Source organism: Actinacidiphila yeochonensis CN732 (assembly GCF_000745345.1).
In the GTDB taxonomy this organism is placed as follows: Bacteria; Actinomycetota; Actinomycetes; order Streptomycetales; family Streptomycetaceae; genus Actinacidiphila; species Actinacidiphila yeochonensis.
Map to the genome: position 1 here is coordinate 4,090,280 of NZ_JQNR01000005.1, position 17,627 is coordinate 4,107,906.

Below are 17,627 nucleotides of genomic sequence, written 5' to 3' on the forward strand. Positions count from 1 at the left end.
CGAAACGCGTCAACCGACGTTCAGCGCCGTGTCGTCGACCACGAACGACGTCTGGAGCTTGGACCCCTCGACGCCGGTGAACTTCAGCGTCACCGTCTGCCCGGCGTAGCCGCTCAGGTCGAAGGTGTGCTGGGCGAAGCCGGAGTTCGCGTCCACGTTGGAGTAGCTCGCCAGCGTCGACAGCACCGTGCCCGAGGAGTTGAGGACCTGCGCCTTGAGCGTGTCGTACGCGGTCGAGCCGGTCTCGGCGGTGTCGATGTGCAGCCAGTAGCTCAGCGACGCCGCGCAGCCCGCCGGGATCGCCACGCTCTGCGACAGGGTGTCCGTGGTCGCGGTGCCGTAGCCGTCCAGCCACGCCTTGTAGGAGCCCGTACGCGCCGGCTCGGCGGTGGCGTTGGTGATCACCTTGCTGCTGGCCGTCCAGCCGGTGTTGCCCGACTCGAAGCCGGGGTTGGCCAGCAGCTGCTTCGCGGTGCAGCCGCCGCTGCCGCCGGTGGTGCCGGAGGTCGAGCCGGTGGTGGTGCCGGTCGTCGTACCGGTGGTGGTGCCCGAGGTCGTGCCGGACGTGGTGCCGGTGGTGGAGCCGGACGTGGAACCCGTGGTGGTGCCGCCGCTGGTGGTGCCCGAACCGCCGCCCGCCAGCCATGCGGTGGCGTTCAGCGCCAGCGCCGCGTCGGTGCCGGCCGGGTCGGTCCAGCCGTCGTACAGGTCGTTGCCGGACTGCCCGGTGCCGTCGTCCGCCGGCGAGCTGTCGCCCCAGATGGCCACCCGGCCGCTGCCGAACGTGCTGGTGACGAAGAAGGCGCCGGTGTTCCCCGAGTAGCCCGTCCGGTACAGCAGGCCCTTGACGTCCGGGTTGTCCGCCGGCTTGAGGGTGAACGTGGTGCCGTCGCGCAGGATGCTGCCGGTGACCGCGCCGAACGGGCCGTGCAGCACCGGGTCGGCGGCGTCGCTGATCGCCCGGGGGTTGTCGGTGCTGATGTCCAGGGAGTCCACGGAGAAGCCGAACGGGTCGGTGTTGTCCACCCCGTTGCTGGTCAGCAGGTCGTTGATGACCTTCGGCGAGTCGTAGCCGTCGTTGTTGCGGTCGCTGCCGTTGTGGTCGGAGATGAGGAACAGGCCGCCGCCGTTCTTCACGAACGTCATGACGGCGGTCTTCTCCGCCGAACTCAGCAGCGTGTTGGGCTCGTCGATCACGAAGGTGTCGAAGTCGGCCAGGTCCTGCGGGTTCGACGAGTCGCCGTAGGTGATCGTGTGCCCGGACGGCAGGGTGTCCAGCTGGTATCCGCCGGCCTTCTGGAGGGCCACGCCCCAGGAGGACAGGGCGCCGGTCCAGTCCGTCTCGGCGCTGGGGGAGGAGTCCTCGCCGAGCGGGTCCGGCTGGCTGGTGCTGATGATCCAGTCCGCGTTGCCGGCCGTCTCCGCCTTGGTGTTGTCGAAGAGCACGCGGTGGGTCGCGGTGGCGGCCGGCCGTGCCGCGGCCGAGGCCGCTCGCGGCGCCGCCGCGGCCGAGGCGTTGCCCGAGGCCAGGCCGGCGCCGCCGGCGGCGACCAGGCCCAGGGCGGCCGCCGCGCCCAGCAGCGTCCGGCTGCGCAGGACGACGGGCACGAGCGGGAGCCGCGTGGCGGCGCGGGGTGTGCGGGACGCGCGGGGTGTGCGGGAAACGGGCATCTCGAACCTCCAGGTGGGGGCGGTACTTGAGGACCGTGGGTGGAAGTGCGATGTGCGGGGTGCGGGGTGCGGGGTGCGGGGTGCGACGGGGCCAACGGCCGGTGCGGACCGGTGCGGGGGATCGGGGCGGTGCGTCGGTGCGTCGGTGCGCGGGACCAGTGGGGGTCCCGACGCGACAGCGGGAGGGTGTCGGAAGGGATTCTCCGCGCGTAGAGCCTGAAAGGGATGTGCCCTGTGTGACGGGTTGGTGAACGTCCGGAGGCGTGGTCATGCGCCCCACAGGCCCCAACTCACTCTTTCGAGTGGCTAGTCGAACCACCAGAGCGGCCGAAAACCGACCCTGTGTGCGAGGTTTCGGAGACGCCTCCGGACGCCGCGCACACGGCGCACCGCCCGGTCCGGTCGGTTGTCGACGGTCAGCCGACGGTCGGGTGGCTTCGAGGCCGTGACGAACCTGCCTTCCGCCCTTACAGTGTTGGCACGTTGACCTGGGGGGAAGTCGATGATCGGTGAACCGGAGCTGACCGGAGCCAGTGCCGGGGTGCCGTCACGCCGGCCCGAACTCGCCGATGTGGTCCGGGACCCGGGCGTCTCGGACCGGCGCGGGCCGGCCCGTGGACCGTGGCTGAAAGGCGCCCTGTCCGGAGCCGCCGCGGTGTGCGCGGTGTGGGCCGGTACCGCCTCGGCGGCGGGCTCCCCGGCGCCCGGGCCCGACCTGCACGGCCTGCGGATCGGCTCCAGCCCCTGCGCCGGCGCCACCTTCGGAGCGCTCGAACGGGCGGTCGGAGCGGGGGGTGCCGACGGCGTGGGCGGTGCGGGCGGTGCGGGCGGTGCGGGCGGCGTCGCCGTGGCGCCCGCCGTCTTCTCGCACGGTCCCGCCCTGGACAGCGCCCGCTGCGAGGTCTCCGTCCAGGCCCCGCCGCGCCGCGGCGCCGACGCCACCACCCGCTACGACGTCACCCTCACCGTGGACCTGCACAAGGCCACCGACCCGCGGCCGGAGTTCGACGACCAGCACGCGCTGGACCCCGTCACCCTCGCCGCGGCCGAGCGCACCACGGAGCTGACGGGTCTCGGCGACGAGGCGTACGCGCTCGCGCTGGCGGACGGCTCCGAGGCGGTCAGGGTGCTGCGCGGCGGCGCCGTCATCACCCTGCGGCTGACGACCTCGGCGGTGAGCACCGGCCCCGCCCCAGCCGCCCCGCCGCCGTCCGCCGCCCCGGAGCCGAGCGACCTCGCCCCCGCCCTCGCCGACGCCGCCCGCACCCTCATCGCGGCGCTGGCCACGTAGGGCGGCCTCGCGGCGGATCCGGCGAGCCCGCACGGGGGCCTGTGCCCACGGTCCTCGCCGAGCCCGGGACCGGGGCAAGGCGCACGCGGCCGCGCGGGTACGGCTCGTAGCCCTGGCGGCTCCGTTAGCCGATCCGTGTCGAGTCGCGTTGAGTTGCGTCGTGTCGCGTCGAGGCCCGGCTCGCTCGTGTCCGGCTGCCGCTACGAGGCGCCCAGCAGGCCGACGGTTCGAGGTGGAACGGCGCCGGGGGACGCGGCAGCGCCTGGTGCCCGGACGGGGTGGACGGGATGAGAAGTCCTTCGCCGGTGCCGGTGCGGGTGCCTGTTCGGATGGCGGGGCGCGGGTTCGCGCGAGGTGGCGGAGGGCCCTGCCGGGACCGCCCCCCGGGGTGTCGGGTCAGGACGCCCGCGCCGACCGTGATCCGGGCGGATGTACAGGCTCCGGCGCAGGCGGGCGGCCCGTCAGGCGTCCCCCTGCGCGGCGCCGACCGGCGAGGGCGGAGCCGCGTCCCGCGCGCCGTCATCCGGGCCGTTCTCCGCGCCGTCCCGGCCTGCGGCGCCCTCCTCCTCGTCTCCCTCGGCCCCCTCGACCTCGTCCCCCTTGGCGGAGTCGAGGCGGGCCCAGATGCACTTGCCGCGCTCGGTGAAGCGGGTGCCCCAGTGGTCGGCGAGCATCGCGACGAGTTGCAGACCGCGGCCGAACTCGTCGTCCAGCAACGGGTGGCGGACCCTGGGCAGCGCCTGCGAGCCGTCGTACACCTCGCAGACCGCCGACGAGCCCAGCCGCAGCAGTCGCAGGCGTACCGTTCCGTCGCTCTGCTCCGCCGTCTCCTCCGCGCCGTTCAGCCCGCCGTGGCCGATGAGCGACTCGAACCCCTCCAGGTCGTCGCCGACGTCCCCGCCGATATCGCCCTCCTGCACCGGCGGTGCCGGCTTGATGCCCACCGCGTGCCGGATCGTGTTGCCCATGAGTTCGCTGATGATCAGGCTCACCGTGTCCGCCAGCCCGTCCAGTCCCCAGGTGGTCAGGCGCTCGGAGACCAGGTCGCGGGCCTGCCCGGCGGACTCGGGCGCCCAGGGCAGGCTCCAGGAGGCGATGTCCTCCTCCGGCACCCGGCTGGTGGCGAGGGTCAGCAGCGCGGCGTCGTCGTGGCGCATCGGCTCGGGCGGCAGCCCGCCGACAACGGCGTCGCACAGCCCGTCCAGCCAGGCGCGGCGTGCCGCGGCGTCGGTCGGCTGCCCGGAGAGCGGGCTGCTCGCCGCGTATCCGGTCACCGTGGTCGTCAGCCGGGACACGTCGGGCGCCTGGGCGCCCAGCAGGCCGTCGGTGTAGAGGAGCAGCACGCTGTCGTCCTCCAGCAGTACCTCCGTGACCTGGGCAGGAACCTGCCCCAGGCCCAGCGGGGGGGCCGACGGGATGTCCAGCGGCACCGCCTCGCCGCCGGGGGCCAGCAGGATCGGCGCGGGATGGCCGGCGCTGGCGATGCTGCACGTCCCCTTCGTCGGGTCGTACAGCAGCAGCAGGCAGGTGGCCGAGACCGCCGGATCGCCGGTGCGGGCGCCCATCCGTACCGCGACGTCGTTGAGGTGCGCCAGTACTTCGTCCACGGGCAGGTCGAGCGCGGCCACGGTGAGGGCCGCGTGCCGGAGGATGCCCATGGAGATCGCCTCCTCCAGGCCATGGCCCAGCACGTCGCCGACCACCGCCAGGGTCCGGCCGCCCGGCAGCGGGATCGTGTCGTACCAGTCGCCGCCGACCTCCCGGCCGTCGGCGGCGCTGTAGCGGGCGACCGCCTGGACGGCCGTGGTCTCGGGCAGCTCACCCGGCAGCAGCTCCTCCTGGAGGCGCTCGGCCCGGTGCCGCGCCTCCTCGTACTGCCGGGCGTTGGTCAGCGCCTGGGCGATGATCACGGCGACGGTGCCCAGCAGCGACGTCTCGTCCTCGGTGAAGAGGTGCGGGGCCGCCCAGCCGATCACGCACGAGCCGACCTTCGTGTCCCCGACGACCAGCGGGAGCGCGGCCCACGCCCCGCCGTCGTCCGGGCCCTCGGGCGTCCGGGCCGCCGCCGCGTGCGCCGCGGCGCCGGCCGCCACGATGTCGCCGGCCTCGGCCAGGGCTCCGGTGTGCGAAGCGCCGCGGGCCTCCGCGCCCGTTCCGGCCGGCGGCTGGGCGGCGGCTTCCGGGGTGGGCGCCAGCCCGGCGCTGCCACCCACCACCAGCGACTCCAGGCCGGCCGTGCCGCTGTGCGCGCGCAGCCGCGTGACGAACGGTGCCGGCCGGCCGGTCTCACCGACCAGGCGCGGCTCCGGGCCGGAGAGGTCCTCCACGATCAGCCCGTCGGCGTCGACCAGGGGCAGCAGATGGGTGGTGATCGCGGCCACCACGTCGGAGGTGTTCAAGGCGCTGACCAGTGCCTCGTTCAGCTCCGCGACGTGCCTCCCCCGTTCGGCGGCCGCCCGCGCGGCGGCACGCTGCTCGGTGACGTCGGCCATCTGGGTGGCGACGAACCCGCCCACCTCCACCGCCCGCACCCGGTAGAAGGTGCCCGTCGGCCGTCCGTCGGGGCCGCTGAGCGGGACTTCGCCGGTGGCGGCCGTCCCCGGCGTGGAGCGGGCCCGGGTGAGGAGGTGCAGGAGGTCCGGCGCCTCCGCTGCCTCCGCCGCGGCCTCACCCCCCGCCGCGTCCTCGGTGTCCTGGGCGTTCTCGGCCTCCTTCGGGCCCGCCTGGCCGGCCGGGCCCGGTTCCTGCCGGGACCGGTCACCGCCCGTTCGGCCGGCCGGGTGGTCCCCGCCCGTGTCGGACGCGCCGTGCGGGCCGCCGCCGCGTCCGGCGAACCAGTCCACCAGCTGGACGCCCTCGGTGGTGCCCATCTCGCGGGCGGCCTTGTTCGCCCACTCCACGCGGTTGTCGTCGTCCAGTACGTGGATCGGGTCCGGGTGCAGCTCCAGCAGCCCGGCCAGCCACTCCAGGCGACCCCGCCGCTCCGTGACGTTCCAGGCCGTGCCGACCATGCGCACGGGGTGGCCGCCGTCGTCGAACTCGAACGTGGCCCGCAGCTCCAGCCAGCTGATCTGCTCGTCCTCACCCACCACGCGGTACTCCACGGCGTAGGGGCGCTCCGACGACATGGCGCGGCCGAGCGCGTCGCCGACCCACGTCCGGTCGTCCGGGTGGATGTGCCGGAGCCAGGTCTCCATCCGGCGGTCCCAGCTCTCCGGCGGGACTCCCGCGGCGCGCATCAGCTCGGCCGCGACCTCGTCCACGTCCAGCAGGCCGGTGGTGAGGTCCCAGCTCCAGGTGCCCACGCTGATCTGCCTCATCACCCGGCCGCGCAGCCCGGGAGGCACCTGCCACCACGGGTCCCGGCCGCCGCCCCGCCCGGCGTGGGGCAGCCGCTCGCCGACCGCGGCCGCCACCGCTCCCAGGAACTCCCGGCGATCGGCCGCCGGCTCGGCGCCGACCAGCACCGACAGCACGCCCACCGGCTCACCCTCCACCAGCACCGGTGCCGACAGCACCCCCACAGCCGGGCCGGCGCCGCCCAGTTCGGCGGAGGCCGCGACCCACGCCGTGCGCCGCTCGCGCGCCGCAAGGGCCGGTGCCTGGGCATCCGCCAGCTCCACCCGCGCCCAGTGCCCGGCCACCACCTCCGGCAGCCCGGCCGCCGAGGCCAGCCTCAGCACCCGGCCGTCGGAAGCGGTCAGGTGCGCCATGCCGCCCAGCGCGCCCAGGGCGCCCGAGGCCTGCTCGGCCGCCAGCGCCAGCAGGTCCGCCTCGCCGAGCCCGGCTCCGCGCAAAAGGGCCAGCCGGACGTCGTCCGATGCGGCCGACGGAGTGGCGCCCGCCGGTCGGCCGTCACCAGCACGGCTGCCGACCTGCTCGGGACGGCCCATCGTGTCACCTGCCTCCACTGCTCCGGCGCCGTGCGGCCGCGCCGCACTGCCCGCCACCCGACTCGTGCCCGCCCGGTCACCGGATCGCATGTCCGGATATGTACAGATCGGCGCACGAACCATTCTTGCGCAAACGTGGCATCCGCCACTCCTGGACTCCTTCTTCCTGTGGATAACTTTCGGCGCCGGAGCGGAGCGCCGTCCCGGCCGTCCGGCCCTGGTGTTGCCGCTCGGGGCTCCGAGGGTTGCACCCTCCGTCCGACGCCGACGCCGACGCCGACGCCGACGCCGACGCCGACGCCGACGCATCCAGCCCGACCGGCCTCCCCGAAGAACGCGCGAACCGTGGAGAACGCGCGAACCGTGGAGAACGCGCGGACCGTGGAGAACACGCGAACCCGCGAGGATCGCGGACCCCGCACCCCCCGCATACCGAGGAGCAGCAGATGAACGCCACCGCACGCGCTGTCCGCTTCGACGAGTACGGCGACCGGAGCGTCCTCTACGTCGCCGACGTGCCGGTGCCCGAGCCGGCCGAGGGCGAGGTGGTGGTCGCCGTCCGCGCGGCCGGCATCAACCCCGGCGAGGCGTCGATCCGGTCGGGCGCCCTGCGTGACGTCTTCCCCGGCCCGCTGCCCTCCGGCCAGGGCAGCGACCTTGCGGGCGTGGTCACCGCGGTCGGCCCCGGTGCCGGCGAGTTCGCCCCGGGCGACGAGGTGCTGGGCTTCTCCTTGCGGCGCAGCAGCCACGCCACCCATGTGGCCGTCCCCGTCGCCCAGCTCGTGCCCAAGCCCGAGGGCATGGACTGGTCGGCGGCCGGTGCCCTGTACGTGATCGGCTGCACCGCGTACGCGGCCGTACGGGCGGTCGACCCGCGGCCGGGGGAGACCGTCGCGGTGTCGGCGGCGGCCGGCGGCGTCGGCAGCGTCGTCGTGCAGCTGCTGGCGGCCCGCGGTGTCAACGTCCTGGCCATCGCCTCGGCCGGCAACGCGGACTGGCTCGCCGCCCTCGGCACTACGCCCGTGCCGTACGGGGAGGGCCTGCGCGAGCGGCTGGTCGAGGCGGCGCCGAAGGGCGTCGACGCCTTCATCGACCTTTTCGGCCCCGAGTACCTCGACCTGGCCGTCGACCTGGGCGTGCCGCCCGACCGCATCGAGACGATCATCTCCTTCGCCCGTGCGCGGGAGCTGGGTGCGAAGGCGGAGGGCAGCGACGGCGCCTCCACCAAGGAGGTGCTGGCGGAGATGGCCGGGCGGGTGGCCGCCGGGGAGATCGAGATCCCCGTCGCCGGCACGTATCCGCTGGACCGGGTCGCCGACGCCTTCGCCGAGCTGGAGCGGCGGCACACGCACGGCAAGATCGTCCTGATCCCCTGAGCGGCCGGCGGCGGGCGCGCCGCGCCACCGTCTCTCCGACGCGCGCGGGAGGGTGCGGCCATCGGTGGCCCCGGCCCTCCCGCGCTTCGGACGCGACGCCCGGCGCGGGCGCCTCTCCGCCCGCCGCGCTGTTACCGGAGCCGGGACCGGCCTCCGACGGGCGGGCCGGCCCTTGTTCGAGGCGTTGCCCGGTGTCGCGGCCCGGCAGGGACAAGCGGCGTATGCGTGAGAACGGTTACCGATACGTCCGCGACACGCCGAAGAATCCGAATGATGACCGCTACAGATGACTGTTGCTGGAATGTCCGGATTCGGTAACACGAATCGTTTCCTCCGGATACGCGCCGCCCGAAGGCAGCACTGTGATGCCTCCGGCACCTCGCCGGGACGCACAGTCGGGCGCGGCTCCCGGTCGCGCCCTCGTATACGAAAGGGGACGTACGTGTCCCGTTCTGCCATGCGCCTGGCCGCGACCGCCGCAGCCTGCGGCGCCATCCTGGCCGCCGTCGCGCTGCCCGCCTCGGCCGCCGGTCACGGCGGCCACCGCGCTCCGCGTCCGGTCCAGCAGTACTCCCAGGTCGCCCTGGGCGCGGTCCAGGCCGACAGCCCCGGAGCGGACAACGGCTCCGCGCGGTCGCTCGACAACGAGTGGGTGACCGTCGTCAACAACGGCCGTGGCGCGGTCGACCTGAGCGGGTGGACGCTGTCCGACGCCGAGCACCACACCTACCGCTTCCACCACCTGCGGCTGGCCGGCCACCAGTCGGTGCGCGTCCACTCGGGCTTCGGGCGGGACACCGCGCGCGACGTCTACCAGGACAGCCGCACCTACCTGTGGCGGAACGAGGCCGACACCGCGACCCTCCGCGACAGCCGCGGCCGCGTCGTGTCCGAGCGCTCCTGGGGCCACCACGTGACGCCGCCGAGCCGCGGCGGCCAGGGCGGCCAGGGTGGCCACGGTGGCCAGGGCGGCCACGACAGCCGTAGCGGCCACGACAGCCGTAGCGGCCACGACAACCGTGGCGGCCACGGTGGCCGCGGCGGGCGCTGACCGGCGCCCGCTGAGCACCCCCCGGGCCGCCGGGTGAGGTGAACCGCCTTCCGTGGGGGCACGCGAGCCATGCGGGCCCCCACGGATCAGGGGCGGTGCGGCGGCGTCACCCGTGTCCGCGCGCCGCCGCGCCGCCCCCTCCAGTCCCTCGGACCTCCAACCCGCCAACCCTCCGACGCCCCGCCCTCGACCCCCGCCCTCGACCCCGGCCCTCCGACGCCCCGGCCACTCCGCCCGCCGGATCGCCGCGCCGCGGCCGCGCTCCGCAGGGTCCCGCGCCTGTCCGCGCTGTCCGTACCCGGCCGTCCGCGTCCCCTTCGGCGGCCGGGCCTATCCCGATGAGTGAGCCCCACCGCCACGGCCGCGCCGCGGCTCCCGCCGGACTTCCGGCCTCCACGGCCGGAAGAGCGGACCGCGTCGCGGCCGACTCCGTCCGGATTGTCCCCCCGCGTGCCGAACGCGTCCGGGGAAAGATCGACTCTAGGCTGGCGCGGGAGCAGTGAGACGGCCGCGAGCGGGAAAGGGCACGGGATGCCCGACGTACCAGAACCCATGGTCAAGCTGGTCCGCTGGACGGCCGAGCCGGCCGCCGTGCAGATCGGCCGCTCCACCGCCGCGGCGGTCATCGCCTACGTGGTCGCCGTGCGGCTGCTGCCCCAGCCGGTGCCGCTGACCGCCCCGCTCACCGCCCTCCTCGTCGTGCAGGTCACCCTCTACTCGACGTTCATGCTGAGCATCCGCCGCGTGAACGCGGTCGTGGTCGGCGTGCTCATCGCCGTCGCCTTCAGCTCCCTGGTGGGGCTGAGCTGGTGGAGCCTGGGCCTGATCATCATCACCGCCCTGCTGATCGGACGGGTGGTGCGGGCCGGGGAGTTCGAGGCCGAGGTGGCGATCAGCGCGATGCTGGTGCTCGGCGTGACCCGGGTCTCCTCCACCGCCTGGGACCGCGTCTACGAGACCCTCATCGGCGCCGGGGTCGGGCTGCTGTTCAACCTGCTGTTCGCGCCCCCGGTGTGGGTGGACACCGCCGGCGGCTCGATCGAGGCGCTGGCCCGCCGGATGGGCGGGCTGGCCCGCGACATCGGCAGCGGCGTGGACGGCCACCTGTCGGTGGAGCGGGCCGCCGCCCGCCTGCACGAGGCGCGCCGGGTCGACCACGACATCGCGGCCGTCGACGAGTCGTTGCGGCAGGCCGAGGACTCCCTGCGGTTCAACCCGCGGGTACGCGAGGGGCTGCTGTCCAGGGTGGTGCTGCGGACCGGTCTGGACACCCTGGAGATCTGCGCGGTGGTGCTGCGGGTGCTCTCGCGCACCCTGACCGACCTGGCCAAGCACCGCGTGGAGGAGGCGCTCTTCGGGGAACCGGTCGCCGTCGAGGTGAAGCTGCTCTTCGAGCAGGTCGCCAGCGCCATCGAGAGCTTCGCGGTGCTCATCACCACCCAGGTCTCCGAGAACGCCGAGGCCGCGGAGGCGCGGCTGTTCGAGGCGCTGGCCGAGGCCGGGGAGGTCCGCGACCGCGCGGCCGAGCTGCTGCTGTCCGGCGTGCAGGCGCACCCGCGGCAGTGGCAGCTGCACGGCGCGCTGCTGGCGGAGGTGGACCGCATCCTGGACGAACTGGCGGTGGAGAAGCGCTCCGAGCGGCTGGTGGAGGAGCTGGACCGGCAGACCAGGGAGATGAGCGAGCGCCACCCCCGGCTGGCCATGCTGCGCCGCCGGATCAGCGGCTCGGCCCTGCGCGGCTCGGCGCCCGTCCGGGCCGCCCGCCGTTTCGCCGGAAACGGCGACTGAGCCGCGGGCCGCCGGAGACCGCGGCCACGGCGAAGGCCCGCCCGCCTGCCACCGGCGCCCGCCGCGGGCCCCTCGCGCCGCCGCTCGCATCCGGACCGCCGTAACCGCCGTACCCGGCATCATATCTGACGGTCCGTCACATCACGCACCCGCCGTTGCCCGCGGCGGGTGCGCGGCCGTGCCCGCATCCGGAATCCGTGCTGTCGCGAGGATAGACGCCGCCGTAGCGCGTCTGTAACACTCTGCCAACACGCCGCAAATATCTCGCAGATCATTGCTGGATCTGCTGAGGATCAGTGCAACTTCCACGGGCTCCATCCGCACGATTCCGATTGCGCACCGGTCCGGCCGTCGGCCGGGCCACGACCTCAAAGGGACGCCATGAGACCCAAGCGGTCCATCACGCGGCTGGTGGCGGGGGTGACCGCGGCCGGCCTGCTGCTCCTGGGCGGACAGGCGCTGCCCGCGGCCGCCGCCGGCCGAACGGCCACGCCTGCCGGGGGAGCCGCCTCGGCCAGCAGTACGGACGGGAAGAACACCGCCGCGCATCTGAACGACGGCAAGCAGGACTCCTACTGGCAGAGCTCCGGCAAGGCGCTGCCGCAGTGGGCGCAGATCGACCTGGGCAAGGACCAGCTGGTCGACCAGGTGCGGCTGAAGGTGCCCGCCTCCTGGAACGCGCGCAGCGAGACGCTCGCCGTCCAGGGCAGCGAGGACGGCGCGCTGTTCGACACGATGGTGAGCTCGGCGAAGTACACCTTCACCCCGGCGCGCGGGAACACGGTCACGATCTCCTTCCCGGCGCAGAAGGCCCGCTACATACGGGCCGACGTGACGGCGAACTCGGCCGGCGGGACGGCCCAGCTCTCGGAGTTGACGGCGGTGCCGGCGGTCGACTCGACGGTCAACCTGGCCAAGGGCAAGACCACCTCCGAGTCGGGCCACAACGACGTCTACCCGTCGGGGAACGCCGTCGACGGCGACGCGAACACGTACTGGGAGAGCACCAACAACGCCTTCCCGCAGTGGCTCCAGGTCGACCTCGGCAGCGCCACGGCCATCGACAAGGTGGTGCTGAAGCTGCCGCCGTCCACCGCGTGGGCGGCGCGCACGCAGACGCTCTCGGTGCAGGGCAGCGCCGACAACAAGACGTTCTCCACCCTCGTCGCCTCCGCCGCGTACACCTTCGACCCGTCCAGCGGGAACACCGCGACGATCACCTTCAACTCCACCACCACCCGGTACGTGCGGCTGAACATCACCGCCAACACCGGCTGGCAGGCCGGCCAGGTCAGCGAGTTCGAGGTGTACGGGCCGACGACCGGCGACACCACCGCGCCCACCGCGCCGACCGGCCTCGCCTACACCCAGCCGGCGTCCGGGCAGATCAAGCTGACCTGGAACGCCGCCACCGACGACACCGGCGTGACGGGCTACGACATCTACGCCAACGGGACGCTGCGCACCTCGGTGGCCGGCACCGTGCTGACGTACACCGACAGCCAGCCCGACACGGCGACGGTGACCTACACCGTCAAGGCGCACGACGCCTCCGGAAACCAGTCCGCGGCGAGCAACTCCGTGACCCGCACCGGCTCCTCGGGCGACACGCAGCCGCCGTCCGCGCCGGCCGGCCTGGCGTACTCGCTGCCGGCGTCCGGGCAGATCAAGCTGACCTGGAGCGCGGCCAGCGACAACACCGCCGTCACCGGCTACGAGGTGTTCCGCAACGGGACCAAGGCGGCCACCACCGACGGCACCACCCTCACCTGGACCGACAGCCAGCCCGACAGCGCCACCGTCTCGTACTACGTGCGGGCCGTGGACGCCGCCGGCAACGAGTCGGCCAGCAGCAACACCGTGACCCGCACCGGCACCGCGCCGCCGACCGGCACCAACCTGGCGCTGGGCAAGCCGATCACGGCCACCTCCACGGTGCAGACCTACGTGGCGGCCAACGCCGACGACGGCGACACCAGCACCTACTGGGAGGGCTCGGGCACCAGCTCGCTCACCGTCCAGCTGGGCTCGAACGTCGACACCAGCAGCGTGGTGGTCAAGCTCCCGCCGTCCACGGCCTGGGGGGCGCGCACCCAGACCATCCAGATCGACGGCCGTGAGCAGTCCGCGACGTCGTTCACCACCCTCTCCGCCGCCAAGAGCTACGGCTTCGACCCGGCGACCGGCAACTCGGTGACGATCCCGGTGACCGCGCGGGTCGCCGACGTGCGGCTGACCTTCAGCAACAACACCGGCGCCGGCGGCGGCCAGGCCTCCGAGGTGCAGGTGATCGGCGTGCCCGGGCCCAACCCGGACCTCACCGTCAGCAGCCTCACCTCCTCGCCCGCGGCCCCGGTGGAGACCGACCCGGTCACCCTCACCGCCACGGTGCAGAACATCGGCACCAGCGCGTCCACCGCGACCACCGTCAACTTCTACCTGGGCACCGTGAAGGCCGGCAGCGCCAACGTCGGCGCCCTCGCGGCCGGCGCCAGCAGCACCGTCTCCCTCGCGATCGGCGCCGAGAACGCCGCCACCTACCAGGTGACGGCGAAGGTCGACGAGGCGAACACCGTCGTCGAGCAGAACGAGTCCAACAACTCCCTCACGTCCTCGCTCGTGGTCAAGCCGGTGAGCACCTCGGACCTGGTGCCCGTGGTCGCGTGGTCGCCGGGCAACCCCTCGGCCGGGCAGAACACCACCTTCACCGTGGCGCTGAAGAACCAGGGCACGGTCGACTCCGCGTCCGGCGCCCACGCCGTCACGGTCACGCTGCTCGACGCGACGTCCGGCAGCACGATCAAGACCCTCACCGGCTCCTACAGCGGGTCGATCGCCTCCGGGGCGACCACCTCCCCTGTGAGCGTCGGCAGTTGGACGGCCGCCAACGGCAAGTACACGGTGAAGACCGTGGTCGCCGTGGACGGCAACGAGGTGTCCATCAAGCAGGCCAACAACACCGCCAGCCAATCCCTGTTCGTCGGCCGCGGCGCCAACATGCCCTACGACGCCTACGAGGCGGAGGACGGCACCGTCGGCGGCGGCGCCACCGTCCTCGGGCCCAACCGCACCATCGGCGACCCGGCGGGCGAGGCGTCCGGCCGCAAGGCGGTCCAGCTCAACGCCACCGGGCAGTACGTGCAGTGGACCACCCGGGCGGCCACCAACACCCTGGTGACCCGCTTCAACATCCCCGACGGCACCGACTCGACCACCCTCGACATCTACGTCGACGGCACGTACCTCAAGCCCATCACGCTGACCTCGAAGTACGAGTGGCTGTACGGCGACGAGACCAGCCCCAACAACTCCGCGGGCTCCGGCGGACCGCGCCACATCTACGACGAGGCGAACGTCCAGCTGGGCACCACCGTGGCGGCCGGGCACACCATCCGGCTGGAGAAGGACGCGGCCAACACCTCGTCCTACTACAACATCGACTACGTCGACCTGGAGCAGGCCACCGCGGTGGCGAACCCGGACCCGACCAAGTACGTGGTCCCGGCCGGGTTCACCCAGCAGGACGTGCAGAACGCCCTGGACACCGCGCGGCAGGACACCACCAAGCTCGGCGTCTACCTGCCGGCCGGCGACTACCAGACCAGCAGCAAGCTCACCGTCTACGGCCGGGCCGTCAAGGTGGTCGGCGCCGGACCGTGGTTCACCCGGTTCTTCACCCCGCAGGGCCAGGAGAACACCGACGGCGGCTTCTCCGTGCAGTCCACCGCCAACGGGTCGACCTTCACCGGGTTCGCCTTCTTCGGCAACTACACCAGCCGGATCGACGGCCCCGGCAAGGTCTTCGACCTCAACGGCGTCGCCAACCTGACCGTGGACAACCTCTGGATCGAGCACATGATCTGCGGCGTGTGGGCCACGAACGTGGACAACTCCTCGTTCACCAACCTGCGCATCCGCGACACCTTCGCCGACGGCGTCAACCTCACCAACGGCAGCACCGGCAACACCGTCAGCAACGACGAGGCCCGCAGCACCGGTGACGACTCCTTCGCGCTCTTCCCCGCCATCGACAACCACAACGAGCAGGAGACCGGCAACACCTTCTCCAACCTGAGCGTGCAGACCGTGTGGCGCGCGGCGGGCCTGGCGGTCTACGGCGGCGGCGGCAACACCTTCAGCAACCTCTACATCGCCGACAGCCTCACCTACCCGGGCATCACCGTCGGGTCGCTCGCCTTCGGCGGCATCCCGGCGCTCGGCTTCGAGTCCTCGCCGCAGACCACGTTCTCCAACATCACCCTGGCCCGCGACGGCGGCCACTTCTGGGGGGGCCAGGTCTTCCCGGCGCTGTGGCTGTACTCCGCCGAGTTCGCCTTCCAGGGCATCCGGATATCCGACGTCGACATCAGCGACCCGACGTACTCCGGCGTGATGTTCCAGACCAAGTGGAACGGCAGCACCCCGCTGAACCCGATCACCGACACCGTCATCACCGACCTGAGCGTCACCGGCGCCCACAAGAGCGGTGACACCTACGACGCCAAGTCCGGCTACGGCCTGTGGGCCAACCCGCAGCCCGAGTCCGGGCAGGGACCGGCGGACGGCTCGGTGACGATCAACGGGCTGCACGAGAGCGACAACTCGGTGGACATCGAGAACACCACGTCCACCTTCACCATCAACGTCCAGAACTAGCGGCGGCCAGAAGGGCGGTGGGCGTCCCGGCAGCGTTTACGCCGGGGCGCCGTACCGCCGCAAGGCTGCCCCGACCTGCGAGGCGTTCTGGCCGGATGATCCAACTCGACACTTTCGGGCCCGCGTTCACCCTTCGAACGCGGGCCCGTCCCGGTTGCGCTGATCAGCGCCGGGCGGTGCGGAGCGCGTTCACCCGATGAACGCGGGGTCTTGACGGCCTATTGGTCTAGTCCTACCGTCACCGATGCGTCCGACAGTCACGTCGGCGTCCCGCGTTCATTCCTGTGAATGGACGCGGTCTGGCTGTCCGTCACGGAAGGCCCCCCCATGCAGCCCTCCAAGGAACCGCTCACCGCGTCGCCGGCCCGCCCCACCCGCTCCGCCACGCACCGGCCCCGGCTGAAGACGCTGGGCGCCCTGCTGGCCACCCCCGTGCTGGCCGCGGGCGCGCTGCTCGCCGCCGGCGGCACCGCCCACGCTGCGGCCAACGCCGGCCCGGGCTTCCCCACCCAGTACGCCGCCCCCTACGCCGAGGTGTGGAACTCGCCCTCGGCGCTGACCACCGTGCGCAACGCCACGGGCCTGAAGTACTTCACCCTCGCCTTCGTCATCGACGGCGGCGGCTGCAACGCCACGTTCAACGGCGACACCTCCATCACCGACAGCAGCTGGACCTCCGCGATCAACAGCCTGCGCGCGGCCGGCGGCGACGTCATCGCCTCCTTCGGCGGCGCCTCCGGCACCGAGGAGGCCCTGGCCTGTACGTCCGTCTCCAGCCTGGAGACGCAGTACAAGCGGGTCATCGACGGGCTCAACCTCACCCGGCTGGACTTCGACATCGAAGGCAGCGCGCTGGACAACACCACCGCCAACGACCGCCGCAACCAGGCGCTGGCCGACCTCCAGAGCCAGTACGCCGCGCAGGGCAAGAAGCTCGACATCGACTACACCCTGCCGGTGGACACCACCGGACTGGAGTCCAACGCGATCAGCCTGCTGAACAACGCCAAGAGCCACAACCTGAACGTCAACCTGGTCAACATCATGACCATGGACTACGGGCCCACCACCGACATGGGCAACGCCGCCATCTCCGCCGCCCAGGGCCTGCACACCCAGCTCGGCCAGATCTGGACCGGCAAGACCTCCGCGCAGCTGTGGGCGATGGAGGGCAACACCCCGATGATCGGAGTCAACGACTCCACCAACGAGGTGTTCTCCACCTCCGACGCCACCGACCTGGCCAACTTCGCCAAGACCAACGGCATCCAGGAGCTGTCCTTCTGGTCCCTCGGCCGCGACTCGGCCTGCTCCAGCACCGGCACCCTCTCCGACTCCTGCAGTGGAACCCCCCAGTCGGCCTGGCAGTTCTCCAGCACCTTCAACTCCATCACCGGCACCAGCTCCGGCGGGGGCGGCACCACCCCGCCGTCCGGCGGCGCCACCGGCCCCATCCAGTCCGGCTACGCCGGCAAGTGCGTGGACGTCGCCGCCGCCGGCACCGCCAACGGCACCGCCGTCCAGCTGTACGACTGCAACGGCACCAACGCGCAGAGCTGGACGGTCGGTTCGGACGGCACACTGCGGGCGCTGGGCAAGTGCATGGACGTCACCTCCGCCGGCACCGCCAACGGCACGCAGGTCCAGCTGTACGACTGCAACGGCACGGCGGCGCAGGCGTGGCAGAAGGGCTCCGGCAACACCCTGGTCAACACCGGCTCCGGCCGGTGCCTGGACGCCACCGGACCCAGCTCGGCCAACGGCACCCGGCTGCAGATCTGGGACTGCTTCGGCGGCAGCAACCAGCAGTGGACGCTCCCGTCCTGACCCGGCGCGAGGTCCCGGTCGGGGTCCGCTCCGGTCCGGAACCGCCCAGCCCCCGATCCGGCCGGGCCTGGCCT

Annotated in this window: 8 protein-coding genes; 6 read left to right on the forward strand and 2 right to left on the reverse strand. The window is 73.0% G+C overall.

Going from position 1 to position 17,627, the window contains the following annotated elements:
* Positions 1-9: 9 nt before the first annotated feature.
* Positions 10-1,671: an immune inhibitor A gene (locus BS72_RS28580; RefSeq protein WP_232792553.1), complete on the reverse strand. Its 1,662-nt coding sequence runs from the start codon at positions 1,669-1,671 to the stop codon at positions 10-12.
* 502 nt (positions 1,672-2,173) lie between these two features.
* Between BS72_RS28580 and BS72_RS32885 the strand changes: the two genes are divergently transcribed.
* Positions 2,174-2,962, forward strand: a complete 789-nt coding sequence (locus tag BS72_RS32885; RefSeq protein ID WP_051951784.1) for a hypothetical protein — start codon at positions 2,174-2,176, stop codon at positions 2,960-2,962.
* Positions 2,963-3,423: 461 nt separating this feature from the next.
* On the opposite strand, the gene BS72_RS28590 is transcribed toward BS72_RS32885, so the two are convergent.
* A complete protein-coding gene (locus BS72_RS28590) occupies positions 3,424-6,855 on the reverse strand; it encodes a SpoIIE family protein phosphatase (protein ID WP_037914685.1) in 3,432 nt (1,143 codons plus the stop codon).
* 446 nt (positions 6,856-7,301) lie between these two features.
* Between BS72_RS28590 and BS72_RS28595 the strand changes: the two genes are divergently transcribed.
* The 5 genes from BS72_RS28595 (at position 7,302) to BS72_RS39340 (ending at position 17,553) form a co-directional block, all read left to right on the forward strand.
* Entirely contained in the window at positions 7,302-8,231 is a 930-nt protein-coding gene (locus BS72_RS28595; protein WP_037914687.1) for an NADP-dependent oxidoreductase, read from the forward strand.
* Between the two features lie 442 nt (positions 8,232-8,673).
* Positions 8,674-9,282 (forward strand): lamin tail domain-containing protein, encoded by a 609-nt coding sequence (locus tag BS72_RS28600; RefSeq protein WP_037914689.1) that lies wholly within the window; start codon positions 8,674-8,676, stop codon positions 9,280-9,282.
* A gap of 531 nt (positions 9,283-9,813) precedes the next feature.
* The gene (locus BS72_RS28605; protein WP_051951786.1) at positions 9,814-11,070 is read left to right on the forward strand and encodes an aromatic acid exporter family protein; all 1,257 of its coding nucleotides are present in this window, start codon (positions 9,814-9,816) and stop codon (positions 11,068-11,070) included.
* A gap of 381 nt (positions 11,071-11,451) precedes the next feature.
* Positions 11,452-15,726, forward strand: coding sequence for a discoidin domain-containing protein (locus tag BS72_RS28610; RefSeq protein WP_051951787.1), 4,275 nt, complete (start codon positions 11,452-11,454; stop codon positions 15,724-15,726).
* 327 nt (positions 15,727-16,053) lie between these two features.
* On the forward strand, positions 16,054-17,553 hold the full coding sequence (locus BS72_RS39340) for a ricin-type beta-trefoil lectin domain protein (RefSeq protein ID WP_078901703.1): 1,500 nt from the start codon (positions 16,054-16,056) through the stop codon (positions 17,551-17,553).
* The last annotated feature ends 74 nt before the right edge of the window (positions 17,554-17,627 follow it).